This window comes from Asaia sp. VD9 (genome assembly GCF_037150015.1).
Lineage (GTDB): Bacteria > Pseudomonadota > Alphaproteobacteria > Acetobacterales > Acetobacteraceae > Asaia.
The window spans coordinates 527,509-553,238 of record NZ_JBBCQM010000001.1 but is presented as its reverse complement, the minus strand read 5'-3'; the positions used below and the strand labels follow the sequence as shown (position 1 = coordinate 553,238).

20 protein-coding genes are annotated in these 25,730 nt (G+C 59.6%); 11 read left to right on the top strand and 9 right to left on the bottom strand.

Translation table 11 applies throughout. From position 1 onward, the window contains the following. Nucleotides 1–215: 215 nt before the first annotated feature. Complete coding sequence (gene nagB / locus WFJ47_RS02465; RefSeq protein ID WP_127102703.1) at nucleotides 216–983, bottom strand: glucosamine-6-phosphate deaminase; 768 nt, start codon at nucleotides 981–983, stop codon at nucleotides 216–218. Between the two features lie 326 nt (nucleotides 984–1,309). Between nagB and WFJ47_RS02460 the strand changes: the two genes are divergently transcribed. From WFJ47_RS02460 to WFJ47_RS02445, 4 genes are all read left to right on the top strand, one after another. Further along, nucleotides 1,310–3,817, top strand: a complete 2,508-nt coding sequence (locus WFJ47_RS02460) for a TonB-dependent receptor domain-containing protein (protein ID WP_336760624.1) — start codon at nucleotides 1,310–1,312, stop codon at nucleotides 3,815–3,817. A 94-nt stretch (nucleotides 3,818–3,911) separates the two neighbouring features. Further along, nucleotides 3,912–4,865 carry a BadF/BadG/BcrA/BcrD ATPase family protein gene (locus WFJ47_RS02455; protein ID WP_336760623.1) on the top strand — a complete coding sequence of 318 codons (954 nt, stop codon included), beginning with the start codon at nucleotides 3,912–3,914 and terminating at the stop codon, nucleotides 4,863–4,865. Between the two features lie 146 nt (nucleotides 4,866–5,011). Then, entirely contained in the window at nucleotides 5,012–5,800 is a 789-nt protein-coding gene (locus WFJ47_RS02450; protein ID WP_336760622.1) for a deaminated glutathione amidase, read from the top strand. A 225-nt stretch (nucleotides 5,801–6,025) separates the two neighbouring features. Further along, nucleotides 6,026–7,531 carry an aldehyde dehydrogenase family protein gene (locus tag WFJ47_RS02445; protein WP_336760621.1) on the top strand — a complete coding sequence of 502 codons (1,506 nt, stop codon included), beginning with the start codon at nucleotides 6,026–6,028 and terminating at the stop codon, nucleotides 7,529–7,531. Between the two features lie 90 nt (nucleotides 7,532–7,621). Here WFJ47_RS02445 and WFJ47_RS02440 read toward each other — a convergent pair whose 3' ends face one another. The 6 genes from WFJ47_RS02440 to WFJ47_RS02415 form a co-directional block, all read right to left on the bottom strand. After that, nucleotides 7,622–9,121 (bottom strand): S10 family serine carboxypeptidase-like protein, encoded by a 1,500-nt coding sequence (locus WFJ47_RS02440; RefSeq protein WP_336760620.1) that lies wholly within the window; start codon nucleotides 9,119–9,121, stop codon nucleotides 7,622–7,624. Between the two features lie 360 nt (nucleotides 9,122–9,481). After that, complete coding sequence (locus WFJ47_RS02435; protein ID WP_336760618.1) at nucleotides 9,482–10,351, bottom strand: SIR2 family protein; 870 nt, start codon at nucleotides 10,349–10,351, stop codon at nucleotides 9,482–9,484. After that, nucleotides 10,348–11,322, bottom strand: a complete 975-nt coding sequence (locus WFJ47_RS02430; RefSeq protein WP_336760617.1) for an AAA family ATPase — start codon at nucleotides 11,320–11,322, stop codon at nucleotides 10,348–10,350. Before WFJ47_RS02430 ends, WFJ47_RS02435 begins: the two co-directional genes overlap by 4 nt. 572 nt (nucleotides 11,323–11,894) lie before the next feature. Further along, a complete protein-coding gene (locus WFJ47_RS02425) occupies nucleotides 11,895–13,298 on the bottom strand; it encodes a class II fumarate hydratase (RefSeq protein ID WP_336760616.1) in 1,404 nt (467 codons plus the stop codon). 1 nt (nucleotide 13,299) lies between these two features. Continuing rightward, nucleotides 13,300–14,952, bottom strand: a complete 1,653-nt coding sequence (locus WFJ47_RS02420; RefSeq protein ID WP_336760614.1) for an NAD-dependent malic enzyme — start codon at nucleotides 14,950–14,952, stop codon at nucleotides 13,300–13,302. Nucleotides 14,953–15,112: 160 nt separating this feature from the next. Continuing rightward, nucleotides 15,113–15,472 (bottom strand): L-rhamnose mutarotase, encoded by a 360-nt coding sequence (locus WFJ47_RS02415; protein WP_336760613.1) that lies wholly within the window; start codon nucleotides 15,470–15,472, stop codon nucleotides 15,113–15,115. Between the two features lie 123 nt (nucleotides 15,473–15,595). Here WFJ47_RS02415 and WFJ47_RS02410 point away from each other — a divergent pair, with 123 nt between their 5' ends. From WFJ47_RS02410 to WFJ47_RS02385, 6 genes are read left to right on the top strand one after another with little or no spacing between them, the layout of a single operon-like run. After that, nucleotides 15,596–16,900: an L-fuconate dehydratase gene (locus WFJ47_RS02410; protein ID WP_336760612.1), complete on the top strand. Its 1,305-nt coding sequence runs from the start codon at nucleotides 15,596–15,598 to the stop codon at nucleotides 16,898–16,900. After that, complete coding sequence (locus WFJ47_RS02405) at nucleotides 16,897–17,673, top strand: SDR family oxidoreductase (RefSeq protein WP_336760610.1); 777 nt, start codon at nucleotides 16,897–16,899, stop codon at nucleotides 17,671–17,673. Before WFJ47_RS02410 ends, WFJ47_RS02405 begins: the two co-directional genes overlap by 4 nt. Before the next feature lie 39 nt (nucleotides 17,674–17,712). Next, nucleotides 17,713–19,035 carry an L-fucose:H+ symporter permease gene (fucP, locus tag WFJ47_RS02400; RefSeq protein WP_336760608.1) on the top strand — a complete coding sequence of 441 codons (1,323 nt, stop codon included), beginning with the start codon at nucleotides 17,713–17,715 and terminating at the stop codon, nucleotides 19,033–19,035. A 15-nt stretch (nucleotides 19,036–19,050) separates the two neighbouring features. Further along, a complete protein-coding gene (locus WFJ47_RS02395) occupies nucleotides 19,051–19,914 on the top strand; it encodes a fumarylacetoacetate hydrolase family protein (protein ID WP_336760607.1) in 864 nt (287 codons plus the stop codon). Continuing rightward, the gene (locus WFJ47_RS02390; protein WP_336760606.1) at nucleotides 19,911–20,639 is read left to right on the top strand and encodes an SDR family oxidoreductase; all 729 of its coding nucleotides are present in this window, start codon (nucleotides 19,911–19,913) and stop codon (nucleotides 20,637–20,639) included. The genes WFJ47_RS02395 and WFJ47_RS02390 overlap by 4 nt, the downstream gene beginning before the upstream one ends. Next, entirely contained in the window at nucleotides 20,636–21,544 is a 909-nt protein-coding gene (locus WFJ47_RS02385) for an amidohydrolase family protein (RefSeq protein ID WP_336760605.1), read from the top strand. The genes WFJ47_RS02390 and WFJ47_RS02385 overlap by 4 nt, the downstream gene beginning before the upstream one ends. Nucleotides 21,545–21,551: 7 nt before the next feature. Here the strand turns inward: WFJ47_RS02385 and WFJ47_RS02380 are convergent, their stop codons facing one another. Together WFJ47_RS02380 and WFJ47_RS02375 are read right to left on the bottom strand one after the other, a co-directional pair. Further along, the gene (locus tag WFJ47_RS02380; protein ID WP_336760604.1) at nucleotides 21,552–22,610 is read right to left on the bottom strand and encodes a P1 family peptidase; all 1,059 of its coding nucleotides are present in this window, start codon (nucleotides 22,608–22,610) and stop codon (nucleotides 21,552–21,554) included. Between the two features lie 307 nt (nucleotides 22,611–22,917). Then, a complete protein-coding gene (locus tag WFJ47_RS02375) occupies nucleotides 22,918–24,051 on the bottom strand; it encodes a type III PLP-dependent enzyme (RefSeq protein WP_336760603.1) in 1,134 nt (377 codons plus the stop codon). Nucleotides 24,052–24,615: 564 nt separating this feature from the next. Between WFJ47_RS02375 and WFJ47_RS02370 the strand changes: the two genes are divergently transcribed. Then, nucleotides 24,616–25,632, top strand: coding sequence for a YihY/virulence factor BrkB family protein (locus WFJ47_RS02370; protein ID WP_127102900.1), 1,017 nt, complete (start codon nucleotides 24,616–24,618; stop codon nucleotides 25,630–25,632). Nucleotides 25,633–25,730: the final 98 nt, after the last annotated feature.

The following is a 25,730-nucleotide window of genomic DNA, read 5'->3' as shown; positions in this document are numbered from 1 at the left end:
CATCTCCCCTGCCTTCTCCTCCCCCCCCCCCCCACCCCCCCCCCCGCCCCCCCCCCCCCCCCCCCCCCCCCCCCCCCTCCCCACCCCCCCCGCCAGACACAAACCCCGGGCTGGCGCGGGGGGGGGGGGGGGTGGCGCCGGGGGGGACAGCCCGGGGGCCAGGGAGAGAGCAGGCCGCGTGGGGGGGGGGGGGGGGGGGGGGGGGGGGGGGGCTATCAGCCCCGCGTATAATCCGCTTTTTCCCTCGTTTCCGCACTGAGCAGGGCCGCGCTCTCTTCATCGAGAATGACAGTGCATCGATCGTGCAGGCGGATGGCTGACGCGCTGACTTCAGGGCCTACCTCTCCCTCGAGCGCCTTTGCGATGATACTGGCCTTGGCGTCTCCCAGCGCCAGAAGCAGCAATTCCCGGGCCTCGAGGATCGTTCCCACGCCCATCGTCAGGGCTTCGGCTGGAACCTGCGCCGGATCTCCACCAAACATGGCGGCATTCTGCTGCCGGGTTCTCTCATTGAGGGATACGCAGCGTGTGCGCGTATCGAAGGGCGAAGGAGGCTCATTGAAGCCGATATGACCGGTATCGCCAATCCCGAGCAGTTGCAGGTCGATTCCGTCATGCTGCTGAATGGCATTTTCATATGCAACGCATTCGGCCGCGAGATCAGAGGCCACGCCGTCAGGCAGGTAGGTTGAACGAGGGTCGATATTGATGTGCGAGAAGAGCAGGTCGCGCATGTAGTAGTGATAGGAGCGCGTGTCCTCGGCACGGAGGCCAACATATTCATCGAGATTGAAGGTTGTCGTTCGCGAGAAGTCCAGCCCCTGATTGTCGTGCAGGTGGCGAAGATGCCCATACACGCCCTCCATGGTGCGACCAGTGGCAAGGCCGAGTACAGGCTTGGGGAGGGCATTCATCAACGTGGCGATTTCGTTCGCGGCGAGTCTCGTGGCGGAATGCTGGTCCGGCATGATGATAAGGCGCATGGGCAGGCGTAATCCCGTCAGGTTTGAGTCATGATCCGGCTTCAAAAAAGCGGTGTTGATCCTGCACTTAGGAACTCCGACTTAGTTTTTCGACATAAATTAAGGGTATAGTGTATCTAGATAATATTTTCGTTCATTAACAATGACTTGAGCCGATAAACTGCCCTTGAGGCGGACAGGGCAATTAGTTTTTAGAATAAACTATTGCGCCAGTGTAATCACCCGTCTAACGTCCGGGAAATACGATAGATCGATGCGATACAAAAACGAAAATCACTGTATCCATCATTCTATACAACCTTAAATCTGTCCGGCAGGAGTAGACCATGCGGCATCTGAGACGTGATCTCCTTCTTTTCTGTTCCGCTATCGCAACGAACTATGCCCTGTCGGCCCCTGCTGCTGAGGCGGCGTCACCGCATCAGCGCCTTGCTGGGCATCATGGCGCACAAACGCATACAGGTTCTTCCCCCTCGCAGGGTTCGGTGCAGACCAAACCAGGTATGGGAACCCCTACGCATAGGAAGGCGAATAGCGCTACCGAGGGCTCAGTGCTTGGTCCGAACCCCCAGGCCGAGGAAATCTCGGTGCGTTCTGCCGGTCGTCACGCGGATGGCACCAGTAACACGACAGCAGGCGGCGGCTTGATGCCCCGTCAGACGGCGCCGCGATCACAGAGTGGCGTGACGCGTGATTTCATCGCCAAGCAGGCACCGACTGGCAATATCTCTTCGATGATCGCCACTCTGCCGGGCGTCGTCTACGCCAATCAAAGCCCGCTCGCGACAGCGGGCGATAACATCACCATGCGTGGCATGAACCAGAGTCAGATCGGGTATCTGTTCGAGGGGGCACCTCTGGCAGATCCGATCAATTACGAGCCTTATACGGCCATGCTGGTCGATACGGAGAATCTGGGCTCTGTCACGGTTTCTCAGGGCTCACCCGATCTGAATGCGCCCACGTTCAACGCGGTAGGTGGCCAGATATCGGCAACGGCGATGAACCCCGCCCATAAATATGGCGGCTTCATCAATCTGATGGGGGGCAACAAGAGCGCGAACAAGGAATTCTTGCGTCTGGATACCGGAGATATCGGGAATACTGACATACGCGGTTTCATGTCCTTTTCCCATCAGTCCAATAACAACTGGCGCGGCCCCGGTGGTCTCAAGCGCTACCATGTCGATTCGAAGTTCGTGAAAGAATGGGGCGATGCCAATTCGGTCACAGCGGTTTTTGGATATAATCGTCAGGAGCAGACCCCTTTTCGAGCACCAAGCGCTGCGCAGTGGAAGCAATGGGGAGAGGGGCTAAGTTACAGCGATCATTACACGCCGGGCGATGCCAATTACTACAAGCTCCAATTGAGCAACCTGAATTCGCTCGATGTCGTGGTCCCGACCCATTTCACGCTCGCCCGTGGGCTGAAGCTGAGCGTGACCCCCTATTATGTGCATCAATACGGCCCGGCTGTGGGGGGCGAGAATATTCCTGCGTCTGGCGGTACGTTCGGCACTCAGGTTTATGGCGATTTGAACCAGCCCTATGTTACCAATGGCAAGGTCACGACCGTGGCTGTCGATCCGTGGAACCAGAAGGTGGGGGCGGTCAATACATCGCTGGACTGGACCTCGGGGCATAACACCCTCTCAGGCGGCTACTGGTATTCCTACGCCATGCATGAGGAGCACTCCACCTTCGCGACGGTCGATTTTTCAGGCAAGGCAGCCAATTCCTATGGGGCTTATGGCATTCGCGTACCGGGGGGCGATCTGCTGAGCGGGTATAACCTGAACTTCATGCAGCAGATCAATGCCCTCTTCATTGCCGATACGCTCAAGCTTCTGAATAACAAACTGACTCTGAGCGCCGGGTTCCGAACGGTCATGGTCTCGCGTCAGGGGACGAATGACGTGCCGGGCGCCGATCCCTACAAGACCGTGCGCAATTATTTCGCGCCGCTTCCGCAGCTTGCGGTCAGCTACGCCCTGACCTCCAAGGATCAGATCTATATCAATGGCACGACGTCCTTTCGGGCGCCCGCTTCGGTACAGGCCTATAGCCAGATTTTCGATCCGAATGCAGTGGGTGCCACCTCACAGCCTGGCAATCTGAATGGCGAATATGGCATTGGAGAGGAAATTGGCTACCGCCATAACGGGACGCTCATTCATTTCCAGGTTTCGGCCTTTAATATGAACCTGACAAATCATCAGGTCAGTTCGACCGCCTATATCCCGGGGACCAATACGCTCGTCTCGATGCCCATCAATGTGGGGGGGGAAACGATCCGAGGTATTCAGGGCGAGTTCGGTCTGAAGCCCTGGCACCATATCAGCCCCTATGTGTCGGCCCAGTATCTGCATGCCACGACGGATAACAATCTGCCTGTTTCGGCTACCAATGCGGCGGGGCAATCGGTGATCGATTATCTGCCAACTTCGGGCAAGACGATGGTGGCGAGCCCCCATGTTACAGCCTCGGTGGGGCTGGCGTATGACGATAACAAGCAATTCTTCGGCAATTTCAGCCTGCGTTATATCAGCTCGCAGTTCTCGACCTTCATGAATGACGAGCGCATCCCGGGTTATGTTCTGTCTGACATCACTCTGGGCTACAGGCTGCCGCGTGTGCCGCATCTGAGCGGGCCGAAAATCCAGCTGAATCTGGTCAATATCGGCAATAACATCTATCGTTCCGCCCCGGCCAGTTTCGTGACGAGCGCCAAGACACGGACCGGGATTTACGGCAACAAGACGAGTGCGGGGGCGCCGCTCTATCTGGTGGGCGGTAATTTTGCCGCGCTGGTTTCCGTATCTACCGGGTTCTGACCCATTCCGGGCGCCATGCCCGGCAGAGCTTGACTCATGGCGGGCGCCCGGAGAATGTCCGGGCGCGTTTCAACGGCTTGAAGACGGGAACAACGTGCAGAAAACCGATATTGTCGCGATCGATGGCGGCGGCACGAAAACACTTCTCCTGCGCGTCCGCCCGGACGGCAGTATTGCCGAGATGCGCAAGGCAGGCGGCTCCAATCCATTCGATGTTCCCGAATGGCGTAGCGTTGTCAGGTCTCTTCTGCAGGATCAGTCGTCGCATATGTGTGCCGCTGCTCTGGGCATGGCGGGTTATGGAGAGAGCCGCCGCCTGAGCCAGGAACTCGCGGCTCTCGTGGCTGGTTTGTGCCCTGTGCCGCATGTCATTCATAATGACGTGGATATGGCCTGCCGTGGCGCATTTCTGAATCAGCCCGGCGTGCTCCTTCTGTCCGGCACGGGCTCGATGGCCTGGGGCCAGGGGAAAGACGGGCAAACGGCGCGCGTGGGCGGTTGGGGCAGTCTTTTCGGTGATGAAGGCAGTGCCTATGCGATCGGTCGCGCCGCGTTGTTTCATCTCGCGCGCGCGCTGGACGGGCGCGAAACCGACGAGAGCGATTATGTCACCCGTTTTGCTGCGCTCAGGGGGTGGCCTGAGGATCATGAGGAATGCGGTGCGGCGCTACTGGAATGGTATGCGACCCTCGATGAGGCCCGCCCGGCCGTGGCGGCACTGGCCATCGACACCGGGAAGCTTGCGGAAATGGGCTGTCCTGTTTCCCTCGGGATCATGGAGCGCGCCGCGCATGATCTTGCCCTGCATGTCCAGGCTTTGCGGAATCGTCTCGCTTTTCCCGATCTCCCCTGGAGCTATGCGGGGGGCACCATGCGCAGCGCGGTCTTGCGCGATGCCATTGCGCATCGATGCGGATTGCCGGTTGATCCTTGCTTGCCGCCTATTGGGGGAGCGGTCATCACCGCTGCTGCTCTGGCCGGTTGGTCCGTCGATTCAGGCTTCGTGGACCGTTTGGGGACCAGCTTTCGGGCTGCCAGCCTGATCTGATCGCGTTCCGGATTTTCGTCCTGTTCCTGCGCCCTTTTCTCTGGAGCGAGGCCACTGGCCGCGCTAGCCTTTACGCCGCTTTGGAGCGGACAGGATAAACCTGCCAGCGCCACCCGAAGCGCCTCGGGCAGGAGTGGAACACCATCATGCGTATGGCTGCGGGGCAATTTGCCGTCTCTGCCGATTGGGAAGATAATCTGGCGCGGGCGACTGCGCTTATTGGGCAGGCGCGCTCCGAGGGCGCGAGGCTGCTCGTGCTTCCGGAGGGTATTCTCGCCCGGGATGCGCAGGATCCCGATCATGTGCTGCGCACGGCGCAGCCTCTGGATGGTCCCTTCATAACCCGGCTCTGCGCAGAGACGCAGGGGATCATGGTCGCCTTTTGCGTCAATGTGCCGGATGGTGAGGGACGATTTTTCAACACGCTTGTCGTGGCGCAGGACGGGCAGCGTCTGGCCTGCTATCGCAAGCTCCATCTTTACGACGCCTTTGCAATGCAGGAATCCCGACTGATCGCGCCGGGTCATGACCTGCCACCCGTTCTTACGCTCGACGGTGTGAGGATTGGCTTCATGACCTGTTACGACGTGCGCTTCCCGGAAGTGGCGCGGTCTCTCGCGCTGCAAGGAGCCGAGGTGATTGTGGTGCCGGCCGCCTGGTTGAAAGGCCCCGGCAAGGAGCGGCACTGGGAAATCATGCTGGCTGCCCGCGCGCTGGAAAATACCTGCTACGTGATCGGGGCGGGGGAATGCGGGACGCAGAATATCGGCAACAGCCTGATGATCGATCCGCTTGGCACCGTGATTGCCGCGAAGGGGTATGCAGCGGGGCTGATCTCTGCCGTATTCGATCCGGCGCATCTGGGCCAGACCCGGCAGGCTCTGCCTGTTTTGCAAAACCGCCGGTTTGCGCCGCCTGTCCTGATTACGCCCTGACTGCCTATGCTCGGGGCACAATTTGACTTCACGGTTATATTTCACGAAGCGGTGACCTCGCGTTGGCTTGAGCCCTGACGCGGGGCAAACCATGCTCTTATCACCCTGAGTGTGAGACATCACAGAAAACGTGTTTTGTGGGGTCGCACAGGTCTGGCGATGCAGTGCCTGCGGCTTCTATGACAGGCAGGAAAAACTGCCGCCTTGTCTGGAAGGGTCGGTATCATGACGGGTTCGAAGGCAGCACCTCCTTTTCGCGAGCGCTATGGCAATTTCATCGGCGGGAAGTGGCGTGAGCCGGTTGCCGGGCAATATGTCGATAATCATTCCCCCGTTGATGGGCGGGTGCTGTGTCAGGTCCCGCATTCCACCCCCGCCGATATCGAACTGGCCCTGGATGCTGCCCATGAGGCGCGTGAAGCCTGGGGCAAGACCTCGGTGGCCGATCGTGCGCTGCTTCTGCTCAAGGCAGCGGATCGCATGGAGGCAAATCTCGACCTGATTGCGCGTGCCGAGACATGGGATAATGGCAAGCCCATCCGCGAGACGCTGAATGCCGATATCCCGCTTGCCATCGATCACTTCCGCTATTTTGCCGGCTGTATCCGCGCGCAGGAGGGAAGCCTTGGCGAGATCAATGACAGCACGGTAGCCTATCACTTTCATGAGCCTCTGGGTGTGGTCGCGCAGATCATCCCGTGGAATTTCCCGATCCTGATGGCGGCCTGGAAGCTCGCCCCCGCGCTTGCTGCCGGGAATTGCGTGGTCATGAAGCCGGCCCAGACAACGCCCGCCAGTATTCTGGTCGTGCTCGATATCATCGGCGATCTGTTTCCGCCCGGTGTGCTGAATATCGTCAATGGTACGGGACGCGATGTGGGAGATGCGCTCGCCAAGAGCCCGCGCATTGCCAAGGTGGCCTTTACCGGTTCGACCGGCGTGGGCAAGACCATCGCCCATGCAGCCGCCGAAAGCCTGATTCCGGCAACGCTGGAACTGGGCGGCAAGTCGCCCAATATCTTCTTCGCCGATGTGATGGACCGCGATGACGGGTTCCTGGACAAGGCGATCGAGGGGTTCGCCATGTTCGCGCTCAATCAGGGGCAGATCTGTTCCTGCCCGAGCCGCGCTCTGGTGCATGAGTCCATCTATGAGCGCTTCATGGAGAAGGTGTTGCCGCGTGTGCGCGCCATCAAGCAGGGAGATCCGCTCGACCCGTCAACGATGATGGGGGCTCAGAACTCACAGATGCAGCAGGACAAGATCCTGTCCTATATTGCCATCGGCAAGGAGGAGGGCGCGCAGCTTCTGACAGGCGGTCACGAGGCGCAGTTGGGGAGCGATCTGAAGGACGGTTTCTACATCGAGCCAACCGTGTTTCGCGGCAATAACAAGATGCGCATTTTCCAGGAGGAGATTTTCGGCCCTGTTCTGGCGGTGACGACCTTCAAGACCGAGGAAGAAGCCTTGGCCATTGCCAATGACACGGAATTCGGTCTGGGTGCGGGTGTATGGAGCCGCGACGCCAATATCTGCTACCGCATGGGGCGCGGTATTCAGGCGGGGCGTGTGTGGATCAATTGCTACCACGCCTATCCCGCCCATGCGGCCTTCGGCGGCTACAAGAAATCGGGCATCGGCCGCGAGACGCACAAGATGCTGCTCGACCACTACCAGCAAACCAAGAACCTGCTGGTCAGCTATAGCGAGACGAAACTCGGTTTCTTCTAAAACGGAGGGGAAGGGGCTTCCGCCCCTTTCCGGGGTGCCGGGTAACACCCCGCCAAGGCACGGGGCATATAAACCCCGCGCCCGACCGTCTTACTTCGACGTATCGGTGTAAAATGCCGAAACGTCACGCGTGAGCGCGGCACGGCTGGCAGGGCGGGTGTAGAGCATATGCCCGCCTTCATAGAGGTGCAGCGCGATGCGATCGGCGCCGACCGGGATATGGTCCTTGGTCCAGCGTGTAGTGCCGAACGGGCAGGCCATGTCGAAATAGCCATTGGCGATGAAGATATGCAGGCTGGGGTCGAGCGCCAGCATCTTGCGCAGAATACCAACCTGATCGGTCAGTTGTGAGCCCGAGCTGGTGAATTTCCAGGCGCCGTTCACTTCCATGCTTAGCAGATCATAGGTGAGGTCGGTCTTGTAGCCGAGCTCATTGGCCAGATAGCCGCTATAGGCATTGCCATAGGCGCGACCGAAACCGGACAGTGTCATTTCCGGACTCTGACCGTTCTCAATGCCATCGGCATAGGGGTCAGGGATCGACTGCGTGAAGTCGTAAATGCCGTACAGGCGGCCATCGCGGCTGCGCACGTCATGCGCGAACGGGTTAGGCTCGCCCATTTCCTTGGTGATGACATCCACCGGCAGGCCCGTGCGGGCGGCGAGATCGGTATAGAATTTCTTCGCGTCATCTCCCTTCGGCGGGGCATTGGCGATGGTGGTCAGATACGGGCCGAGCGCATAGTGATAGGCCTCATCCACCGCCTGCGGCGTCAGCTTGCCGGTTTGGGACAGATGCGAGGCGATGAAGGTGGGCAGCGCCATGGCCGAGGCCATCGGGTTGTTCGTGTTGTCTAGAAACTGCATCTGGATGGCGGGTGAGATCATCACGATGCCATTGACGATAAGGTTCTGCTGCTGCTGCAACGCATCGGCCACCTGTGCCGAGCGAATGCCGCCATAGCTCTCACCCACCAGATAATGCGGCGAGCCCTGACGCCCGTTTTCACCGACCCAGAGCGCAATGGCCTTGGCGAAAGCCTCGCCATCCTTGGTGACGCTGTAAAATTGCTCGGCAGCTTTCTTCGGGTCGGTCGGCTGCGAATAACCCGTGCCCACAGCATCGATGAACACCATGTCGGTGGCGGGCAGCCAGCTATCCGGGTTGTCGGCCAGACGGGCGCGCGCGCCATCTTCCGGATGATCCGCCGGGAATTGCAGCACGCGCGGACCCGCCGCACCGAGATTCAGATAGGCCGTGCCTGCGCCGGGGCCGCCATTGAAGAAGAACGACACCGGGCGCGTCTGGGCATTCGCCCCGTCCTTCGTATAGGCCACATAGAAGACCTTGGCGGAGGGCTTGCCCTCCTTGTCACGCAGCGTGACCGTGCCCGCGTGGGCGGTATAGGCAATGCTCTGCCCGCCTGCGGTCAGATGATGCTTAGTGATAGAATCCGCAGGCAGTAGCGCCGCCAATCCCTCCTTCGGCGCCTCGCTCTTTGCGGGCTCAGCCGCATGAGCGGCGGGAAGAAGGGGCAGGGCGAAGCAGGCCGAAGCCAGCAACGCCGCAACAAGAGTCTTGCGCGACATGCAAAGTCCTTTCGAGTTTGGAACAGTATAACAATCTCGGAAGGGGGTGCAATGTGGGGAAGGGATCAGGGACTACCCTAAAGCCCGCCAAAGGGCGGTCGCCCTTTGGAAACTCCCTTTGAGGCTCGGTCTCCCAGCGGTAGCTTTTGCCTCATGTTGGATATCGAAGTGGTGATGGCAGCTGCTAGAAAGCCGTCATTTCCTGCGACGGCGGCTTCTGATGGAAGGAGGTGTTACCACCCGAACCGATTAATCGGCGCGGAACGTGCAACTGTGTTGGCTTCTTGCCCATCCGCTTCCAGGGATCGAAAATGGTCGCTGAGAAGCTAGGCGCCCTCAGTACCCTATTTTCTTCGCTATTCACCAGTTGGTAGTGCTAACCAACTCGAAGCGCTCAGCCTCGACCGCGTCGTTGAGAGCTTTAAGTTCTGTTATGAGTCCACTATGATCCTCGTCAACCGGATCATATTCCAACACTTTAAGGTTACGATTCTCACGCAGCGAGTATTGACGATCTTTATTAAAGCCGTGGGAGGTTACAAAAAAGTGCGGAGCTTGCTCTTGGTAACGAAAATTTTGGTTTTCAAGTAGCAAATTGATATCTGGGTCCGAAATACCGCAGCCTAAAAATATAAAAGTATGAGTCAACAGCGCTGCATCGAATGCCTGATAAAATGCCGAGTTCTTGATGCGAGCTTGAGAATAGTCTTTTTGGGTGAATATTATATCCGTTGTTGAGTTCAGGTTTCCATGAACTTTGATTATGTATCGTCCGAATCCACGAAGAAACTCCTCAACGTCTTTATCGTAATAGTTTTTAATGATATATGAGCCCCGATGGATGTTATCAGCATGGCGCTCATAAATATCGTCAAAATTGAGTGTAAATACTACCCGGCTATCCAATTTGAGAATCTGTTCGTGAATAGGAGCGGGAGAGTAGCCAGGCTTGGAAAACGTGTCGCGCAAATAGTTTGCCCAGCGAGAATCGTACCGCTTCTTTAGCCACTCACAAGCATGAAGGAAATCGCCCGACGCAAGGGCGTCTTCGATCGCCGCCATGTCCGACTTATCCGGACAATCAGACGCCGCTTGCGCGAGAAAGTCTTTCCATGTTGGAGGCTTTTTGCCGTTGGAACCAGTGGAGTGACGCGAAATGCCACTGCCGATTACTATAACCGCTTTGCGGCGGCTTAGGTCTGGCACGACTTCACTCCAGTCGATGCTCACTGAGTCCGCTCCAAGAACTCAGCGGTCACCTTGCCAAAAATGTCCTGGGCCTCTTTCACCTTGGAAAAATGCGCTCCGACAACGCCATCGCCTGCCGTAAGGGAAAAGATGGGCGCATGACTTGACTGAGACATAGGAACCAAGCTGAACAGGTTCGGAACCGTACCGATCTCGAATGCTCGTCCGTTCAGATGCGTGGCCAGCCCATTGTCGATGATAACTTGGTCAATCTTCTGCCGTATGTTCTCGTAAGCTTGCACGGCTCTCCGCTGACCCTCTCTATCTCGCTTCGCGAGATAGCTTTGGGTTACGTAACCAATAAATTCGGGTCGGGAATATGCTAGATTTGGGATAAGTTCAGGGCGGCGAGTAGTCTTAAGGCCGTTTTCCCACTCTTTCCACCAGCCCTCGATCCACGAGGCTATGTTTTCGAACGCTTTGAGCGAAAAGATGTCGAGAGATACAGGACTAATAAAATAGTCAGCGCTCAGCATGATCGAACGATTTATCGCACCTAGCGACGGGCTGACGTCAAACAGGACATAATCGTAGCTGGACAGCTGCTTCAGGAGTTCTGAGAACGCGAGACTAGTCCTAATGCCTCGCACATCGCCAGCTTTAGCGCTCCCCCAATCGTTTGCGAGCAAATCCTCAGTCAACGCGAGACGAGGATCTCCGGGCAGAACGTCAACCTCAAACCGCGGCGCCTTTCGGACCAGGATTTGATCGCTGTAGCCCTCGCCGAGTGAGAGCGGCTCAAGCATCTTATAGACGGTGAACTCGCCCGGATTTGTATAAAACGAGTGTACGGACTCATCGTCGAAGAAATACTGGGTAGCGTTGCACTGCGGATCAGCGTCAACGACGCACACTTTTTTTCCGTAGTTTCTAGCGATGAAAGCCGCCACGTTACAGAGGAGCGTGGTTTTGCCTACGCCACCTTTGTTATTGAAAAACGCGACTGACTTCACCCGAACCTCCTGACATATTGATCAAGTAATAGACCCTTATTGCTGTCAATGACAATCGGCCACACCGTTATGCTGTGCAATAACGAGAAAGCCAGATTGACGAGCTGCGGCGTGTTGCGACCAAAAAGCTCCCGAATGGGCTTCCAATGACGGTCAAGTGGCGAGGGCTGAGGGTGAGACGACACGGCAGTAGGTTGAATGGATACCATATGCTGTCTCCTTCCACGGCGCCAGTTCAGATATCGCTTCATCCTGGCATGAGAGTACGATGGCTTTCGAGCAGGTCCTGAGCCTACTTGGACGGCCCGGCGCGGGGGGCGACCGACAGCTTCATGACGCTAGATTGGCGGTTCTCGTCAAATCTTGACGTTCGCATCCCTACAGGGGACGGCAACATCTGGTCGGTAGGTGCCAAGAATATGGGCGCAGGCTATGTCTGCATTCGGCTAATCGCCTCCCATTTCTCGACAACCGGTTTACCCATCAAAGCCGACGCAAAGCCATGCAAGTCTTATCGGGATGAAAGGGGTTTCTGCCCCTTTCCGGGGGGCGGGGCAGAGCCCCGCTTTCCCTTACTTCCCCTTCAAATTCGGTGCCAGCATGGTGCGCGGGTCGACCAGTCGGTCGAAATCGGCTTCGCTGACCGCGTTCAGGGCCAAGGCGGCCTCTTTCAGCGTGCAGTCATGGTCCATGGCGTGATGCGCGACTTTTGAGGCTGTGTCGTAGCCAATGGTGGGAGCCAAGGCTGTCACCAGCATGACGGATTCTGCCACATAGCGCTCGATGCGGGCGAGGTTCGGCTTGGTGCCTTCAATCAGGAAGGTGCGGAAGTTCTCGCTGCCGTCATGCAACAGGGTGATGCTCTGCATGATGTTCTGAATGATGAGCGGCTTGTAGACATTCATTTCCAGCAGGCCACCGGCGCCGCCGAAACCCACGGCCACGTCATTGGCCATCACCTGCACGGCCAGCATGGCCAGAGCTTCGGCCTGGGTCGGGTTGACCTTGCCGGGCATGATGGACGAGCCGGGTTCGTTCTCGGGCAGATGCAGCTCGGCAAAACCGGCGCGTGGGCCGCAGGAGAGCAGGCGGATATCGTTCGCGATCTTGTAAAGCGCGCCTGCCGTGGTGCGCAGCGCACCAGAGAAATGCACCAGCGCATCATGCGCGCCTTGCAGGGCGAACTTGTTTTCGCCGCTCATGAAGGCGGCGTCGCTCAGGCGGGCAATTTCGGCACAGGCGCGACCGGCAAAGGGGGCATCGGTATTGATGCCGGTGCCAAGCGCGGTGCCGCCAAGGGCGAGGGGATAGAGACCCTTCTCGGCTTCCTGAATACGGGCGATATTCTCGCGCAGCATTCCGGCATAGCCGTGGAATTCCTGACCCAGCGTGACCGGCACGGCATCCTGCATATGGGTGCGGCCAATCTTGACGATGTCCTTCCACTCTTCGGCCTTGGCCTCGATGGATTCCGCCAGACGGGTCAGGGCCGGGATCAGCCTGCGACGGCTGCCGAGTACGACGGCCACATGCATGGCGGTGGGGAAATTGTCGTTGGACGATTGCGACATGTTGACGTGGTCGTTGGGATGAACCGGGCGCTTGCTGCCCAGAGCCTCGCCGGAAAGCTGGCAGGCGCGGTTCGAGATAACCTCGTTGATGTTCATGTTGAACTGGGTGCCAGAGCCAGTCATCCAGACATGAAGCGGGAACATGTCGGCGTGCTGACCGGCCAAGATTTCATCGCAGACTGTGGTGATCAGCTTGTACTGCGTCTCACCCAGACGGCCGCTCTGATGATTGGCACTCGCGCAGGCACGCTTGACGATGGCATAGGCCTCGATCATCTCGCGCGGCATCAGCTCGCGGCCGATGCTGAAATAGTGAAGCGAGCGCTGCGTTTGCGCGCCCCAGAGCTTGTCGGCCTGAATTTCGATTTCGCCGAGGCCGTCGCTCTCGATCCGTGTATCGCTCATGTCAGATCTTCTCATAAGTACAATAATCGGGCGTCCAGACGATGGACTGGATGCGCTCATGCAGTTCATCGTCGCTGAAGTCAGGACATACGCCATCTTCGCGCGCCTGTCTGGCTGCAGCTTCGGCCACGGCAAGCGCGACTTTTCGCAATTGCGTGACCGGGGGCAGCAGATTGCCATCGGGATTGCTGCGCAGGGGCGACAGCGAGGCAAGGCCGCGCGCGGCAGCCATGAACATGGAGTCCGTCACGCGGGTGGCGCCGGTGGCAAGCAGGCAGAGCCCCAGACCGGGGAAGATATAGGCGTTATTGGTCTGGTCCACCCGGTGGGTACGGCCATGCAGGTCGAGCGGGGGGAAGGGGCTGCCCGTGCTGACCAATGCGCGCTCATCCGACCAGGTCATAATGTCCTCGGGCGTCGCTTCGGAATGTGAGGTGGGATTGGAGAGCGGGAAGATGATCGGGCGTTTACAGTTCTTGGCCATCTCCCGCACGATCTTCTCGCTGAAGAGCCCTTTCACACCGGACACGCCAATCAGGATACTCGCTTGAGTCTCACGCATGACGCTCTCGAAATCGGTCGCGCGATCCTTCCAGTCCTTTCGGGCAAAGAGCGCCTGACCCTCATTCAGCCCCTCGCGTCCATCCAGCAGCAATCCATCCTGATCGAGCATGTAAAAGCGTGAGAGAGCCTCTTCCTCACCGGCGCCCTCATCAAGCATGACCTGAAGCAGGAGCCGCGCAATGCCGACGCCAGCCGAGCCGGCGCCCAGCATGACGATCGTTTCGTCCTTGAGCTTGCCGTCATGGGCCGCATTGGCGCTTAGAATTGCGGCAGTGGTGACGGCGGCTGTTCCCTGAATATCGTCATTGAACGTGCAAAGCCGGTCGCGATAACGCTCCAGAATGGGCGCGGCATTAGCCCCGCTGAAATCTTCCCAATGCAGCACGACATGGGGCCAGCGTGTCTGGACGGCGGTGACGAAACGCTCGATGAACGCGTCGTATTCCGCACCACGAACGCGCTCATGACGCCAGCCGATATAGGCCGGATTTTGCAACAGGTCCTGGTTGTTGGTGCCGGTATCGAGCACGATCGGCAGGGTGTGATCGGGTGAGATCCCCGCACAGGTCGTGTAAAGCGAAAGCTTGCCGATGGGGATGCCCATACCGCCCGCGCCCTGATCCCCGAGGCCAAGAATACGCTCGCCATCGGTCACGACGATCACGCGCACATCGTCATAGGCGGGGTTGGCAAGCACGTCTTCCAGAGAGTCGCGCTCCGGATAACTCAGGAAGAGGCCGCGCGGGCGACGCCAGATCTCGGAAAAACGCTGGCAGGCCTCGCCGACGGTGGGCGTGTAGACCAGAGGCAGCATGGCGTCGATCTTGCGGGTGAGCAGGGCATAGAACAGTGTTTCATTTGTGTCCTGCAATTCCCGCAGATGCACATGGCGTGCAAAGGGCGAGGGCAGGGCATCAAGGAATTTCAGCGCCGCCTCAACCTGTTGGTCGAGGGTCTGTATGGCTCGCGGCAGGAGGCCATGAAGCTCGAACGCGTCGCGCTCTTCGGCAGAAAACGCCAGTCCTTTATTGAGAAAAGGATGATCGAGCAGATCCTGCCCGGTCAGGGCAACGGATAGCGACTTGTTCATGAATGGTCTCCCGGCAGGGTTATGCACGCATTCGTGCCAGTCATCCTGGGCGGGGAGTGAAACACAAGCCCAACTGACGCGCGAGCCCCCCTGACCCGGATGTGATCAACCCGGATGTGATCACGGCCGTTAACGCCTGAGGCGGGGCGCGGGATTTACATCAGCCATGATCGGTATGTGCCGCACGCTGCCCGGCCAGATCGAAAATGCGCGTCATGGCACGCCATTTTGTTCCTTCCGGCGTGCCGGGCAGGCGGCGCTGATAGCGGTCCATTTCCGCCTCCCACTTCCGTACGACAGGGGGAATGACGTCCGACCCGGAAGAGTCGCTCTCGATTTCCGCAATCATGAAAAGGCGGTCCGCGCAGCGCCAGATCTCCATGGCCGCAATGCCGCGATCACGCATATCGGCAAGAATTTCCGGCCAGACCGCGCCTGGGGCATGCCGAGCCTCGTATTCGGCAATCAGCCTTGAATCGGACACGAGGTCCAGTGCGAAGCAGCGGCGTTCAAGGGGCATAACGAGTCTCTCCGGGAGGGTTGCTCTCGGTTATGTGTCATATCACGCCAAGATAACAATGTTAGTGAGACAATCAACAAAGAATAACAGCGAGTCGTCAGTGCGGCTCTTGTGGAGTTCGATGTGACCAGAATTACCTCACTCACCGTCAGGGACATCCGTTTTCCGACCTCAGCCGGTCTTCACGGGTCGGATGCCATGAATCCCGATCCCGATTACTCCGCTGCCTATGTGACTCTGGGCACCGACCGTCCCGATCTTGCTGGCTATGGGCTGACCTTCACCATCGGGCGGGGCAACGATCTGTGCTGCGCGGCCATCAGGGCCCTGGCGCCTCTGGTGATCGGGCTGGAGCTGGAGGCGATCAAACGCGATGCAGCTGCCTTCTGGCGCCATGTAACCTCCGACAGCCAGCTACGGTGGGTCGGGCCTGATAAAGGGATCATGCATCTCGCTACAGGCGCGGTGGTCAACGCGGTATGGGACCTCTGGGCGCGTGACGAGGGCAAGCCGCTCTGGGCCCTGATCGCGGATATGACCCCCGAGCAACTGCTGAGCACTATCGATTTTCGCTATCTCACGGATGTGGTGACCCGGCAGGAGGCGCTCGCTTTGCTGCAGCAGCGGGCGAGAGGGAAAGAGGCACGTCGCACAACTCTGATGCAGGGCGGATACCCTTGTTACACCACCTCGGCCGGATGGCTCGGTTATGACGATGAGCGGCTGCGAACGCTCTGCCAGCAGGCCATGGCGGAGGGATTTTCTCACATCAAGCTCAAGGTCGGGCGGGATCTGCAGGACGATATCCGGCGCGTCACCATCGCGCGTGAGGTGATCGGTCCCGAGCGCCAGCTGATGCTCGATGCCAACCAGGTATGGGAAGTCGACGATGCCATCGCCTGGATGAAGCATCTCGCTTTTGCCAGACCCTGGTTCATTGAGGAGCCAACGAGCCCGGATGATGTTCTGGGTCACGCCAAGATCAGGCGCGGACTGGACGGTATCGCGGTGGCGACGGGCGAGATGTGTCAGAATCGTATTCTGTTCAAACAGTTCATGGAAGCCGGGGCGATCGACGTGGTGCAGATCGATGCCTGCCGCGTCGGCGGGGTCAACGAGGTTCTGGCCATCCTGCTTCTGGCCGCGAAATTCGATCTGCCAGTCTGCCCGCATGCAGGCGGGGTGGGGCTGTGCGAATATGTGCAGCATCTGGCGATGGTCGATTTTCTCTGTTTCTCGGGCACGACTGAAGGGCGGGTGGCCGAGTTCGTCGATCATCTGCACGAGCATTTTGTCACGCCTTGCGTGGTGCGAGGGGGCGCTTATCGCGCGCCAGCGGGGCCGGGATATTCCATCGAGATGCATGCGGAGAGTCTCGCCGCCCATGAATTCGACGCTTGTGTTTCCGCGCAGGGAGGGCGGCCATGAATCTCGATCTGCTGGGCAAGACTTTCCTCGTCACGGGCGGGGGGCAGGGTATCGGTGGGGCCATCACCCATTCTCTTGCCAAGGAGGGGGCTTGCGTTGCCATCATCGCCCGGCGCCCTCCCAGCGCCGGGCTGACAGAGACGCTCCAGGCGATGGGCGCGCGTTATCTCTACGTCCCTTGCGAGCTGCGCGATGATCAGGCCTGCCATGATGCCGTGGCCCATGTGCTTCATGAGTGCGGGGCCATTCACGGGCTCGTCAATAATGCCGGTGCCAATGACAGCGTGGGGCTTGCGGCCAGCACGGCAGAGTTCCTGCGTTCCGTGCAGGACAATCTGGGGCATTATTTCTCGATGGCGCATCATGCTCTGCCTGCGCTCAGAGCGACGCGCGGGGCTATTGTGAATATCTCCTCCAAGACTGCGGTGACAGGGCAGGGCAACACAAGTGGTTATGTGGCTGCCAAGGGTGCGCAGCTTGCGCTGACACGCGAATGGGCCGTGGCCCTGCGTGAGGACGGTATTCGTGTGAATGCCGTCATCCCGGCAGAGGTCATGACCCCCCTTTACGAGAACTGGCTTGCCCAGTGCGATGACCCGCAGACCCGCAAACAGGAAATCGAGGCACGCATCCCGCTTGGCAGGCGTTTCACCGAACCCGAGGAGATAGCGGACACGGTCGTGTTTCTCCTTTCTGAGCGCGCCGCGCACACCACGGGCCAGTTCCTGTTTGTGGATGGGGGCTATGTGCATCTCGATCGGGCGATCGATTGAGTTCTGGCAACGTCCCGCTAGCGGGGAGGACCCTTCTTCATGACCACCAAGCCGCATAACGGCCAATCCCCAACGCCCCCGTCATCCACAAGCCAGACGCCAGCCAGCCAGAACGCCTATCGTGTGGCTATCGCCTTTGTGGTGCTGCTGTTTTTCCTCTGGGGAATGGCGAATAATCTCAATGACATTCTGATTGCCCAGTTCAAGAAAGCCTTCGCCCTGTCTGATTTCGGCACGAGCTTCGTGCAGCAGGTTTTTTATTTCGGCTATTTCCTGTTCTCGCTTCCCGCCGCGCTGCTCATGCAGGGGCGCGGCTACAAGAGCGCCATCATGACCGGGCTGGGATGCTATGGCGTCGGCGCGCTCTTGTTCTATCCTGCAGCAGAATTCGGGCGGTACGAGTTTTTCCTCGTCGCCCTGTTCATCATTGCCGGGGGCCTCGCCTTTCTGGAGACGGCCGCCAATCCGCTCATGACCGAGATAGGCGATCCTGCAGGCGCGGCACGGCGCCTCAACTGGGCACAGGTTGCCAATCCGATCGGCACACTCTTTGGCATTCTGGTCGGAAAATATTTCATTCTCTCCGGCAGGACGCTCGACCCGACAGATCCCGGTTTGACCGAGGCTGCCAAAGCCCTGTTTTACCGGCAGGAGATTCTTTCGGTACGCGGCCCCTATATCGCACTGGGCCTGGTCGTGCTGGGGCTGGCTGTGCTGGCGGCGTTCATACGCTTTCCTCAGGGGCAGCATCATGCGGGAGAGGCGCCGGAGATGAGGCATTTCTGGGGTCTGTTCCGGCGCGCAAGACTCCGCTTCGCCGTGATTGCACAGTTTTTCTATGTGGGCGCGCAGATCGGTGTCTGGAGCTACACCATCCGCTATGCCGAGGCGAACGCCCATATGAACGAGGCCGCCGGGGCCAATGCGTTACTGATCAGCCTTGTGCTGTTCGCGCTCGGGCGCTTTTGCGGCACATCGCTCATGGCGCGCATCAGACCCAATACGATGCTGACATCATTTTCGGCGATGAGCCTGCTACTTGTCTTCTGCGCTTCGGCCCTTTCGGGACATGCCGGGCTCTATTGCCTCGTTCTGGCGAGTTTTTTCCTCTCCATCCAGTTCCCGACGATCTTCGCGCTCGGGGTGGAGGGGCTGGGGCGGGAGCGTCGGCTCGGCGCATCGCTCATCATCATGGCCATTATTGGCGGCGCATTTCTGACCGGGCTGATGGGGCATGTTTCCGATCTGCTGGGCATACGTCTCGCCATGCTCGTGCCGTGCCTGTGCTTTGCCGTGGTCCTGTCCTTCAGCCTGTACGTTCGGAAGGCCGACGTCAGAAGCGCTCACGAACTAACCCTCTGACTTAGGGAGACCCTCATGAAACTCGCCAGACTCGGCCCGATCGGGCAGGAAAAACCAGCGCTCATCGACAGCCACGGGCATGCGCGCGATCTGTCCTCGATCACGCCAGATATTTCGGGTGAGGCCTTGGCAAACGGGCTGACAGCGCGTCTTTCCACCATCGATCCGGCCTCTCTTCCCCTTATTCCCGAGGGAACGCGCATTGGAGCCGCGATATCGGGTGTGGGGAAGTTCATCTGTGTCGGGCTCAACTATCGCGACCACGCCGAAGAATCCGGGATCGCCCCGCCCGATGAACCGGTGCTGTTCATGAAGGCGACGAGCGCGCTTTGCGGCCCGAATGACGCCATCATCATCCCGCTCGGCGCGCAGAAAACCGACTGGGAGGTCGAACTTGGTGTGGTGATCGGCCAGACGGCGCGGCATGTGCCGGTCGAGACGGCGCTCGATCATGTGGCGGGCTATATGGTGATCAATGATCTGTCTGAGCGCGCCTTTCAGCTCGAGCGGGGCGGTCAGTGGGTCAAGGGCAAGAGCTGCGATACTTTCGGCCCGGTCGGGCCCTGGCTCGTCACGACCGATGAAATTCCCGACCCGCAGGCGCTCTCGCTCTGGCTGGAGGTCAACGGGACGCGTCATCAGAACGGACACACACGCAACATGGTGTTCGATGTGGCTTATCTGGTGAGCTATATCAGCCGGTTCATGACCCTCTGCCCCGGCGATATCATCTCGACCGGTACGCCAGCCGGTGTGGGTCTGGGGTTCAACCCTCCCGTATACCTCAAGCCGGGTGACCATATGGTGCTCGGTATCGAGAGCGATACAGGCGTGTCGCTCGGGCGTCAGACACAGAGCTGTCGGGCCTATGGGTCATGAGCCGCCTCGCAGGAAAACGCGCGATCGTCACAGGAGCGGCGCAGGGTATCGGTCGCGCCGCAGCGGAACTCTTTGCTCGTGAAGGGGCCGTTGTTTTCGCGGTAGACAGAAACGGTGAGGCGCTGGCCTCCCTCGCTTCCTGCCAGCCGATCGTGCTCGATCTGCTGCAAGCAGGGGCGATTGCGACAGGCCTGAGCGCGGTCGGGGCGGTCGATATCCTGTTCAACTGCGCGGGGTACGTCGACTCCGGCACGGTGCTCGACACGAGCGATGAAGGGTATCGCCTGTCCTTCGCGCTCAACGTTCACGCCATGGTCGATGTCATTCGCGCCGTTATGCCCCGGATGCTGGAAAATGGCGGATCGATCATCAACATGGCCTCGGTTGCGAGCTCTGTCATCGGCGTGCCCAATCGTTTTGCCTATGGTGCTTCCAAGGCCGCCGTGATCGGGCTGAGCAAATCCATCGCTGTGGATTACGTGTCGCGCGGGATACGCTGCAATGTCATTTGTCCCGGGACAGTGCAATCACCCTCTCTCGATGAGCGGCTTGCCGCGACAGGCGATGCAGAGGCTGCGCGCAAAGCGTTCATCGGTCGTCAGCCAATGGGGCGTATCGGCACAGCGGAGGAAATAGCCGAACTTGCACTCTATCTCGCGAGCGATGCCTCCGCCTACACCACGGGCAGTGTACATGTGATCGATGGGGGCTGGACCGCAGCATGAGCGCGATCGCGCATGGGGAGATTCCTGGTTCGGTCCCGATCAGGCGCGACATTGTCGACGCGCATCAGCATGTATGGTCCCTTTCCAATCCCTTCCATCACTGGCCCGGCGCAGGACAGGGGACGCTCTATCGCGATTATGGCGTGCAGGACTGGGCATCGGTTGCGGAACCGTCGGGCGTTACGTGCAGTGTTCTGGTGCAGGCACAGGAAGACTGGCGTGAAACACTCTGGTTGCTCTCTCTTGCGGCGCATACGCCGACGATTGCCGGGGTGGTTGTCTGGGTCGATCTGGCTGATGCGGAAGCACCGGCGCGCATTGCATGGCTGGCGGCTCAGCCGAAGCTCAAAGGGGTGCGCCCCATGTTGCAGGACATGGCAGATGAGGATTGGCTTTTGTCGTCAGATCTGCGCCCAGCCCTGAACGCCCTCTGCGGTCATGGGCTGCGTCTGGACGCCCTTATCCGCCCGAGACATCTGGATATGCTGCAGCGCTTTCGTCGTGAATGGCCCACATTGAGCCTGGTAATCGATCACGGGGCGAAGCCTGACATGACAGGGAGCGGCTTCGCTTTCTGGCGGGATGCAATGGCGCGGCTCTCGGACCTGGGTGTGGCCTGCAAGCTCTCGGGACTCCACACGGAACTCCCGCCAGGGAGTGATGATTCACGTCTTACGCCGTTTATCGAGACGCTTTTGACCCTCTTCCCCGATCGTCTTCTCTGGGGCAGCGACTGGCCAGTATGCCTCCTCGCGGGCAAAACCTATGGCGAGATCCTCGCTCATGCGCGCGCCATCGTGGGCAGGCTGGCTCCGGTGCGAGCGGGATCGCTCTTTTCTGGAGCGGCTCGGCGCTTCTATGGGCTCGATGGGCCGGGAATTCTGCCCGGCCTCATCAGGATGTGAGCCCGGATCAGGGCGAAGCGGGCAGGTTGGACCAGAGCGTTGCGTTGCCACCGGGGGGCTGGGTAGCCTGATACACACCGCGCGCTACAGCGCGGGACAGGACATCGGCGGCGACGCTGCCCAGATGCGCCACGAGCAAGGCGCGACCTTCCGAAGCGACGGACCGGGTGCCGGTGGCGAGAGCGAAGATCGTATCGCCGTCAAAGGGTGAGTGGATCGGGTGAATGGCCCGGGCGAGCCCGTCCTGCGCCATCATCGCGACACGCTTGAGTTCATCCTGATCGAGAGCAGCGTCGGTAGCGATACAGGCGAGGGTGGTATTGGCGCGTGGATTCGGGTCGAGCTTGGTCCCTGTCCAGTCGTCCGGTGCGACGAGGGAGGGCGAAATGCCCAGTCCGCCGAATTCCTGTCCCTGCTCGAAAGGCGCAGCCCAAAAGCGCCGGTCGTGAGGGGGCGTGACGGCGCCGAGACTGTTCGTGGCCACAATTGCGCCGATCGTATACCCTTCGGGGGTGACCCAGGAGGCAGAGCCGATCCCGCCTTTCAGTCTTCCTGCCATTGCCCCGTATCCGGCTCCTTGCGTGCCTAACGCGACATTTGGTCCCGCCCGACTGACGGCCTCCATGCCGAGTGCGCGGTAAGGCGGTGTCTCACCCCATCTCTTATCGCCTCCATTGTCGAGATCGTAGAGGATCGCGGCAGGGACGATGGGAGATGGCGGAACATCCTTCACGCTGCGCATGGCAAAGCCCCTGCCGCGTGCCCCAAGCCAGGCCGCTACGCCGTCAGCGGCGGCCAGCCCGTAGACAGAGCCGCCGGAAAGAGTGAGTGCATCGATACGGTGCACCAGATTCCAGCTGTTGAGCGCGTCGGTTTCACGGGTTCCGGGGCCGCCGCCGCGCACGTCGACAGCACAGGGACAGGGTGAGTCTGGCAGGATGACCGTCACGCCGGTTCGTACCTGGCTGTCTTGCGCCTGACCCACGCGAAGTCCGCTTACGTCGGTCAGGCTGTTTTTGTCTCCTACGCGTCCTCTTGCCGTCGCAAAAGCAGGGCTGCGTATCATGCCCAACGCGGCCCCCGTCATCAGACTTGAGCGAATAAAGCTACGACGAAGCATGGGGCGTCCAGTCTCTGAGGGGAACGACGCAGGCAGCATGCCATAAAGGCAGTGCAGACGGGAGCCAGCATCCGATTGAGGGTGAAGTCTGCTGATATTACCTGACTGGACGGCTCATAACGCGAGAAGCGCCTGAATCCCGGTGAGGGGATCAGACGCTTCCTGCAGCGTGTCTCTATTTTCGGGAGGAAGCGATGTCAGAGCCGCGTCGGTGTTTCGACTGGGGTGACCGACGTGCCGACCCGAACCGCGCTCAGATATAGTGTTCGCTGAGGGGAGCAAATCCGTTGAAGCCGGTGGAACAATAGGTGGTGACATAGGCTCCGGTGGTCAGAAGCTCGATGCGATCGCCCGAGCTCAGCGCATGAGGCAGTTGTACGCGGTTCTTCTCATACATGATGTCGACACCATCACAGCTCGGACCGGCCACGACCGTCTCGCCCGTTGCCAGCCCGTCATGGGGCGTGCGGAAGCGATAGCGGATGGCTTCACCTTCGGTCTCGGCAAGGCCGCCGAAACGTCCGATATCGAGATAGACCCAACGCGGATCGCTTTCCTTGCCGCCGCGACGGCTGACAAGCACGACCTCGGTCGAAACGACACCGGCCTCGGCCACCATGAAGCGACCGGGCTCGATCAGCATCTGCGGCAGGGCATTACCAAAATGCTCCGTCATCGCGCGTCCGATCGCGAGACCGAACTGTTCGATCTCGGGAATGTCGTCACGGTAACGCACGGGGAAACCACCACCGAGATTGACCATCTTGAGGTCGATTCCCGCCGCCGAGAGGTCGGTGAACAGCATGGCAACCTTGGCGATCGCTGCCTCATACGCCGCTGTGCTGGTCTGCTGGCTGCCCACATGAAAGGACAGGCCATAGGGTTCCAGACCCAGCTCGACCGACTTCAGCAGCAGGTCCCTGGCATGAGATACGGTGGTGCCGAACTTGCGCGATAGAGGCCAGTCAGCGCCTTCATTCTCGACCGCGAGGCGGCAAAAAACGCGAGAACCGGGCGCATGCTCGGCCAGCTTGGCCAGTTCCTCTTCGCTGTCGAACACGAACAGGTCGACGCCGAGGCCGAAAGCCTCGCGGATGGACGAGACTTTCTTGACCGTGTTGCCGAACGAAATCTGGCTGGCCTGCGCACCGGCATCAAGGCACTGATGGATCTCGCCGATGGAGGCTGCGTCGAAAGACGAGCCGAGACGCACCAGACGCTCGAGAATCGGCGCGGCAGGATTGGCCTTCACGGCATAATAGATGTGAGCGAGCGGCAGAGCGTCACGCAGGGCGTGGTAGCGCTCTTCCACATGGTCGACATCGACGACGAGGCAGGGGGTTGCCGGCTGCTGTTCGGCAAGATAGCGGACGATTTTCGGAGTCATGAGTCACTCCTCCCGAAATCCGCCCGGAGCTGCACGGGCGGGTTTGTTGCGAAACGGTCGAACGGACCGGCGATCAGGACGAGGCTGGTTGCTCGAAAATGAGCAGGATCAGCCCGATTGCCAGAACGCTTGACGTCGTTGCGTAACCTACAGAGGGCCAGTGGCACGTGCGTTGCTGCGTGGGGCGCATATGGGACCAAACCCCCCCTGTTGCAACTAAAAAATTGATGGTGTCTTTTTTTTCTTCGACCAGGGCGAAGTTGTGGCCCTGAAACGCTATACGCAGTGCAACGTTTCGGGAGTCTGAGCGTCATGATGGGGCAGTCTCCCTTTTCGTTTCGGGGCTGCGCGGGCAATAAAGAGCCCGCCTGACCCCAGGCAGAGCCTGAACCGCCTCAAGGGCGCCGAAGTGGCATGAACAAGGAGATCTTTGTGGACGAGTCCCCGACATCGGATAGTCAGGCCCGAAAAATTGCCCTTGAATCGGGTGGTGCCGTCGATGCGTCGAGACCGTCTGAGTCTCCGGCGAAGATCGCCGCCGAGACACCCCTTGCCGAGGAGGCGATGGGGCGCGAGGCACCCGGTACCGGCGCCAAAAGCCCTATCCATATGCCTCTGGGCGGGTGGAAGCTTGTCCTGCGTCAGACACTGAGTAATCTCGGATCGAGTCAGACCAGCCTCTCGGCTGCGGGATGCGCGTTCTACGCCACGCTTTCCCTGTTCCCGGCCATCTCATCGCTGATCTCGCTCTACGGGCTGATCTTCGATCTGCAGACTGTGGAACCCCAGCTGAATGTCCTGCGCAATTTGCTGCCCGCGACCGCTTTCGAGCTCATCGCCTCGCAGATCCATACGCTGATCGCCCAGCCCCATGCCTCGCTCACGGTTGGACTGATTTTCTCGACAGCCATCGCCCTCTGGTCAGCCTCGGCGAGCACCAAATCGGTTCTTTCAGCGCTCAACCTTGCCTATGACGTTCTGGAGACGCGCGGTTTCTTCCGCTTCCAGTTTCTCGCGCTTGGGGTCACGTTTGGAGCTGTGGTGGGGGCCTGCATGACGCTGGCGCTCATGGTCGCTTTCCCGGCATTGATCGACTACATGCCAGACCTGCTCAACCGGTTCGGTCTGCGCAATCTGCCGCCCGAAATCCTGTATCTTACCGATTACCTCATGAGCTACAGCACCCGCTATATCGTCCATTTCGGCGCACCTGCCTTGATGCTGCTCTTCGTGTTCATCGCAGTGACGCTTCTGTTCCGCTATGGCCCCTGCCGTGACAAGCCGGATTGGCGATGGATCGTTCCGGGCTCCCTGGTGGCCACGCTTCTCTGGGTGCTGACCTCGCTCGCTTTCTCTTATTACGTCAGTCATTTCGCCAGCTACGGCTCGACCTACGGCCCGCTAGGTGCTGTTGCCGCGATCATGATGTGGTTCTTCGTCGGCACCTATGTCGTGCTGTTCGGGGCCGAGTTGAATGCCGGGCTCGAGGATCGCATGAAGGGGTTCAACCCTAAGGTGCCAGGTGTCACGCGAGTGCAGGAGGGCAGCGAGCCCACGGTTGCAGTCGCCTCGGAAAGCTAGGTGCTGGTAATCGACTGTCAGGCCATAAAAAAGGGCGTGTGGCCAATGGCCCACGCCCTTTTTTTTGTATCTCGCTCCGAAGAAGAAGTGACGTAGGA

Excerpts from the sequence above, each read along its gene's own strand:
- WFJ47_RS02420 (WP_336760614.1), bottom strand. The coding sequence starts at position 14,952 with ATGAACAAGTCGCTATCCGTTGCCCTGACCGGGCAGGATCTGCTCGAT.
- nagB (WP_127102703.1), bottom strand. The coding sequence starts at position 983 with ATGCGCCTTATCATCATGCCGGACCAGCATTCCGCCACGAGACTCGCC.
- WFJ47_RS02445 (WP_336760621.1), top strand. The coding sequence starts at position 6,026 with ATGACGGGTTCGAAGGCAGCACCTCCTTTTCGCGAGCGCTATGGCAAT.
- fucP (WP_336760608.1), top strand. The coding sequence starts at position 17,713 with ATGACCACCAAGCCGCATAACGGCCAATCCCCAACGCCCCCGTCATCC.
- WFJ47_RS02450 (WP_336760622.1), top strand. The coding sequence starts at position 5,012 with ATGCGTATGGCTGCGGGGCAATTTGCCGTCTCTGCCGATTGGGAAGAT.
- WFJ47_RS02460 (WP_336760624.1), top strand. The coding sequence starts at position 1,310 with ATGCGGCATCTGAGACGTGATCTCCTTCTTTTCTGTTCCGCTATCGCA.
- WFJ47_RS02390 (WP_336760606.1), top strand. The coding sequence starts at position 19,911 with ATGAGCCGCCTCGCAGGAAAACGCGCGATCGTCACAGGAGCGGCGCAG.
- WFJ47_RS02380 (WP_336760604.1), bottom strand. The coding sequence starts at position 22,610 with ATGATACGCAGCCCTGCTTTTGCGACGGCAAGAGGACGCGTAGGAGAC.
- WFJ47_RS02370 (WP_127102900.1), top strand. The coding sequence starts at position 24,616 with ATGGGGCGCGAGGCACCCGGTACCGGCGCCAAAAGCCCTATCCATATG.
- WFJ47_RS02415 (WP_336760613.1), bottom strand. The coding sequence starts at position 15,472 with ATGCCCCTTGAACGCCGCTGCTTCGCACTGGACCTCGTGTCCGATTCA.
- WFJ47_RS02385 (WP_336760605.1), top strand. The coding sequence starts at position 20,636 with ATGAGCGCGATCGCGCATGGGGAGATTCCTGGTTCGGTCCCGATCAGG.
- WFJ47_RS02425 (WP_336760616.1), bottom strand. The coding sequence starts at position 13,298 with ATGAGCGATACACGGATCGAGAGCGACGGCCTCGGCGAAATCGAAATT.
- WFJ47_RS02375 (WP_336760603.1), bottom strand. The coding sequence starts at position 24,051 with ATGACTCCGAAAATCGTCCGCTATCTTGCCGAACAGCAGCCGGCAACC.
- WFJ47_RS02405 (WP_336760610.1), top strand. The coding sequence starts at position 16,897 with ATGAATCTCGATCTGCTGGGCAAGACTTTCCTCGTCACGGGCGGGGGG.
- WFJ47_RS02440 (WP_336760620.1), bottom strand. The coding sequence starts at position 9,121 with ATGTCGCGCAAGACTCTTGTTGCGGCGTTGCTGGCTTCGGCCTGCTTC.
- WFJ47_RS02395 (WP_336760607.1), top strand. The coding sequence starts at position 19,051 with ATGAAACTCGCCAGACTCGGCCCGATCGGGCAGGAAAAACCAGCGCTC.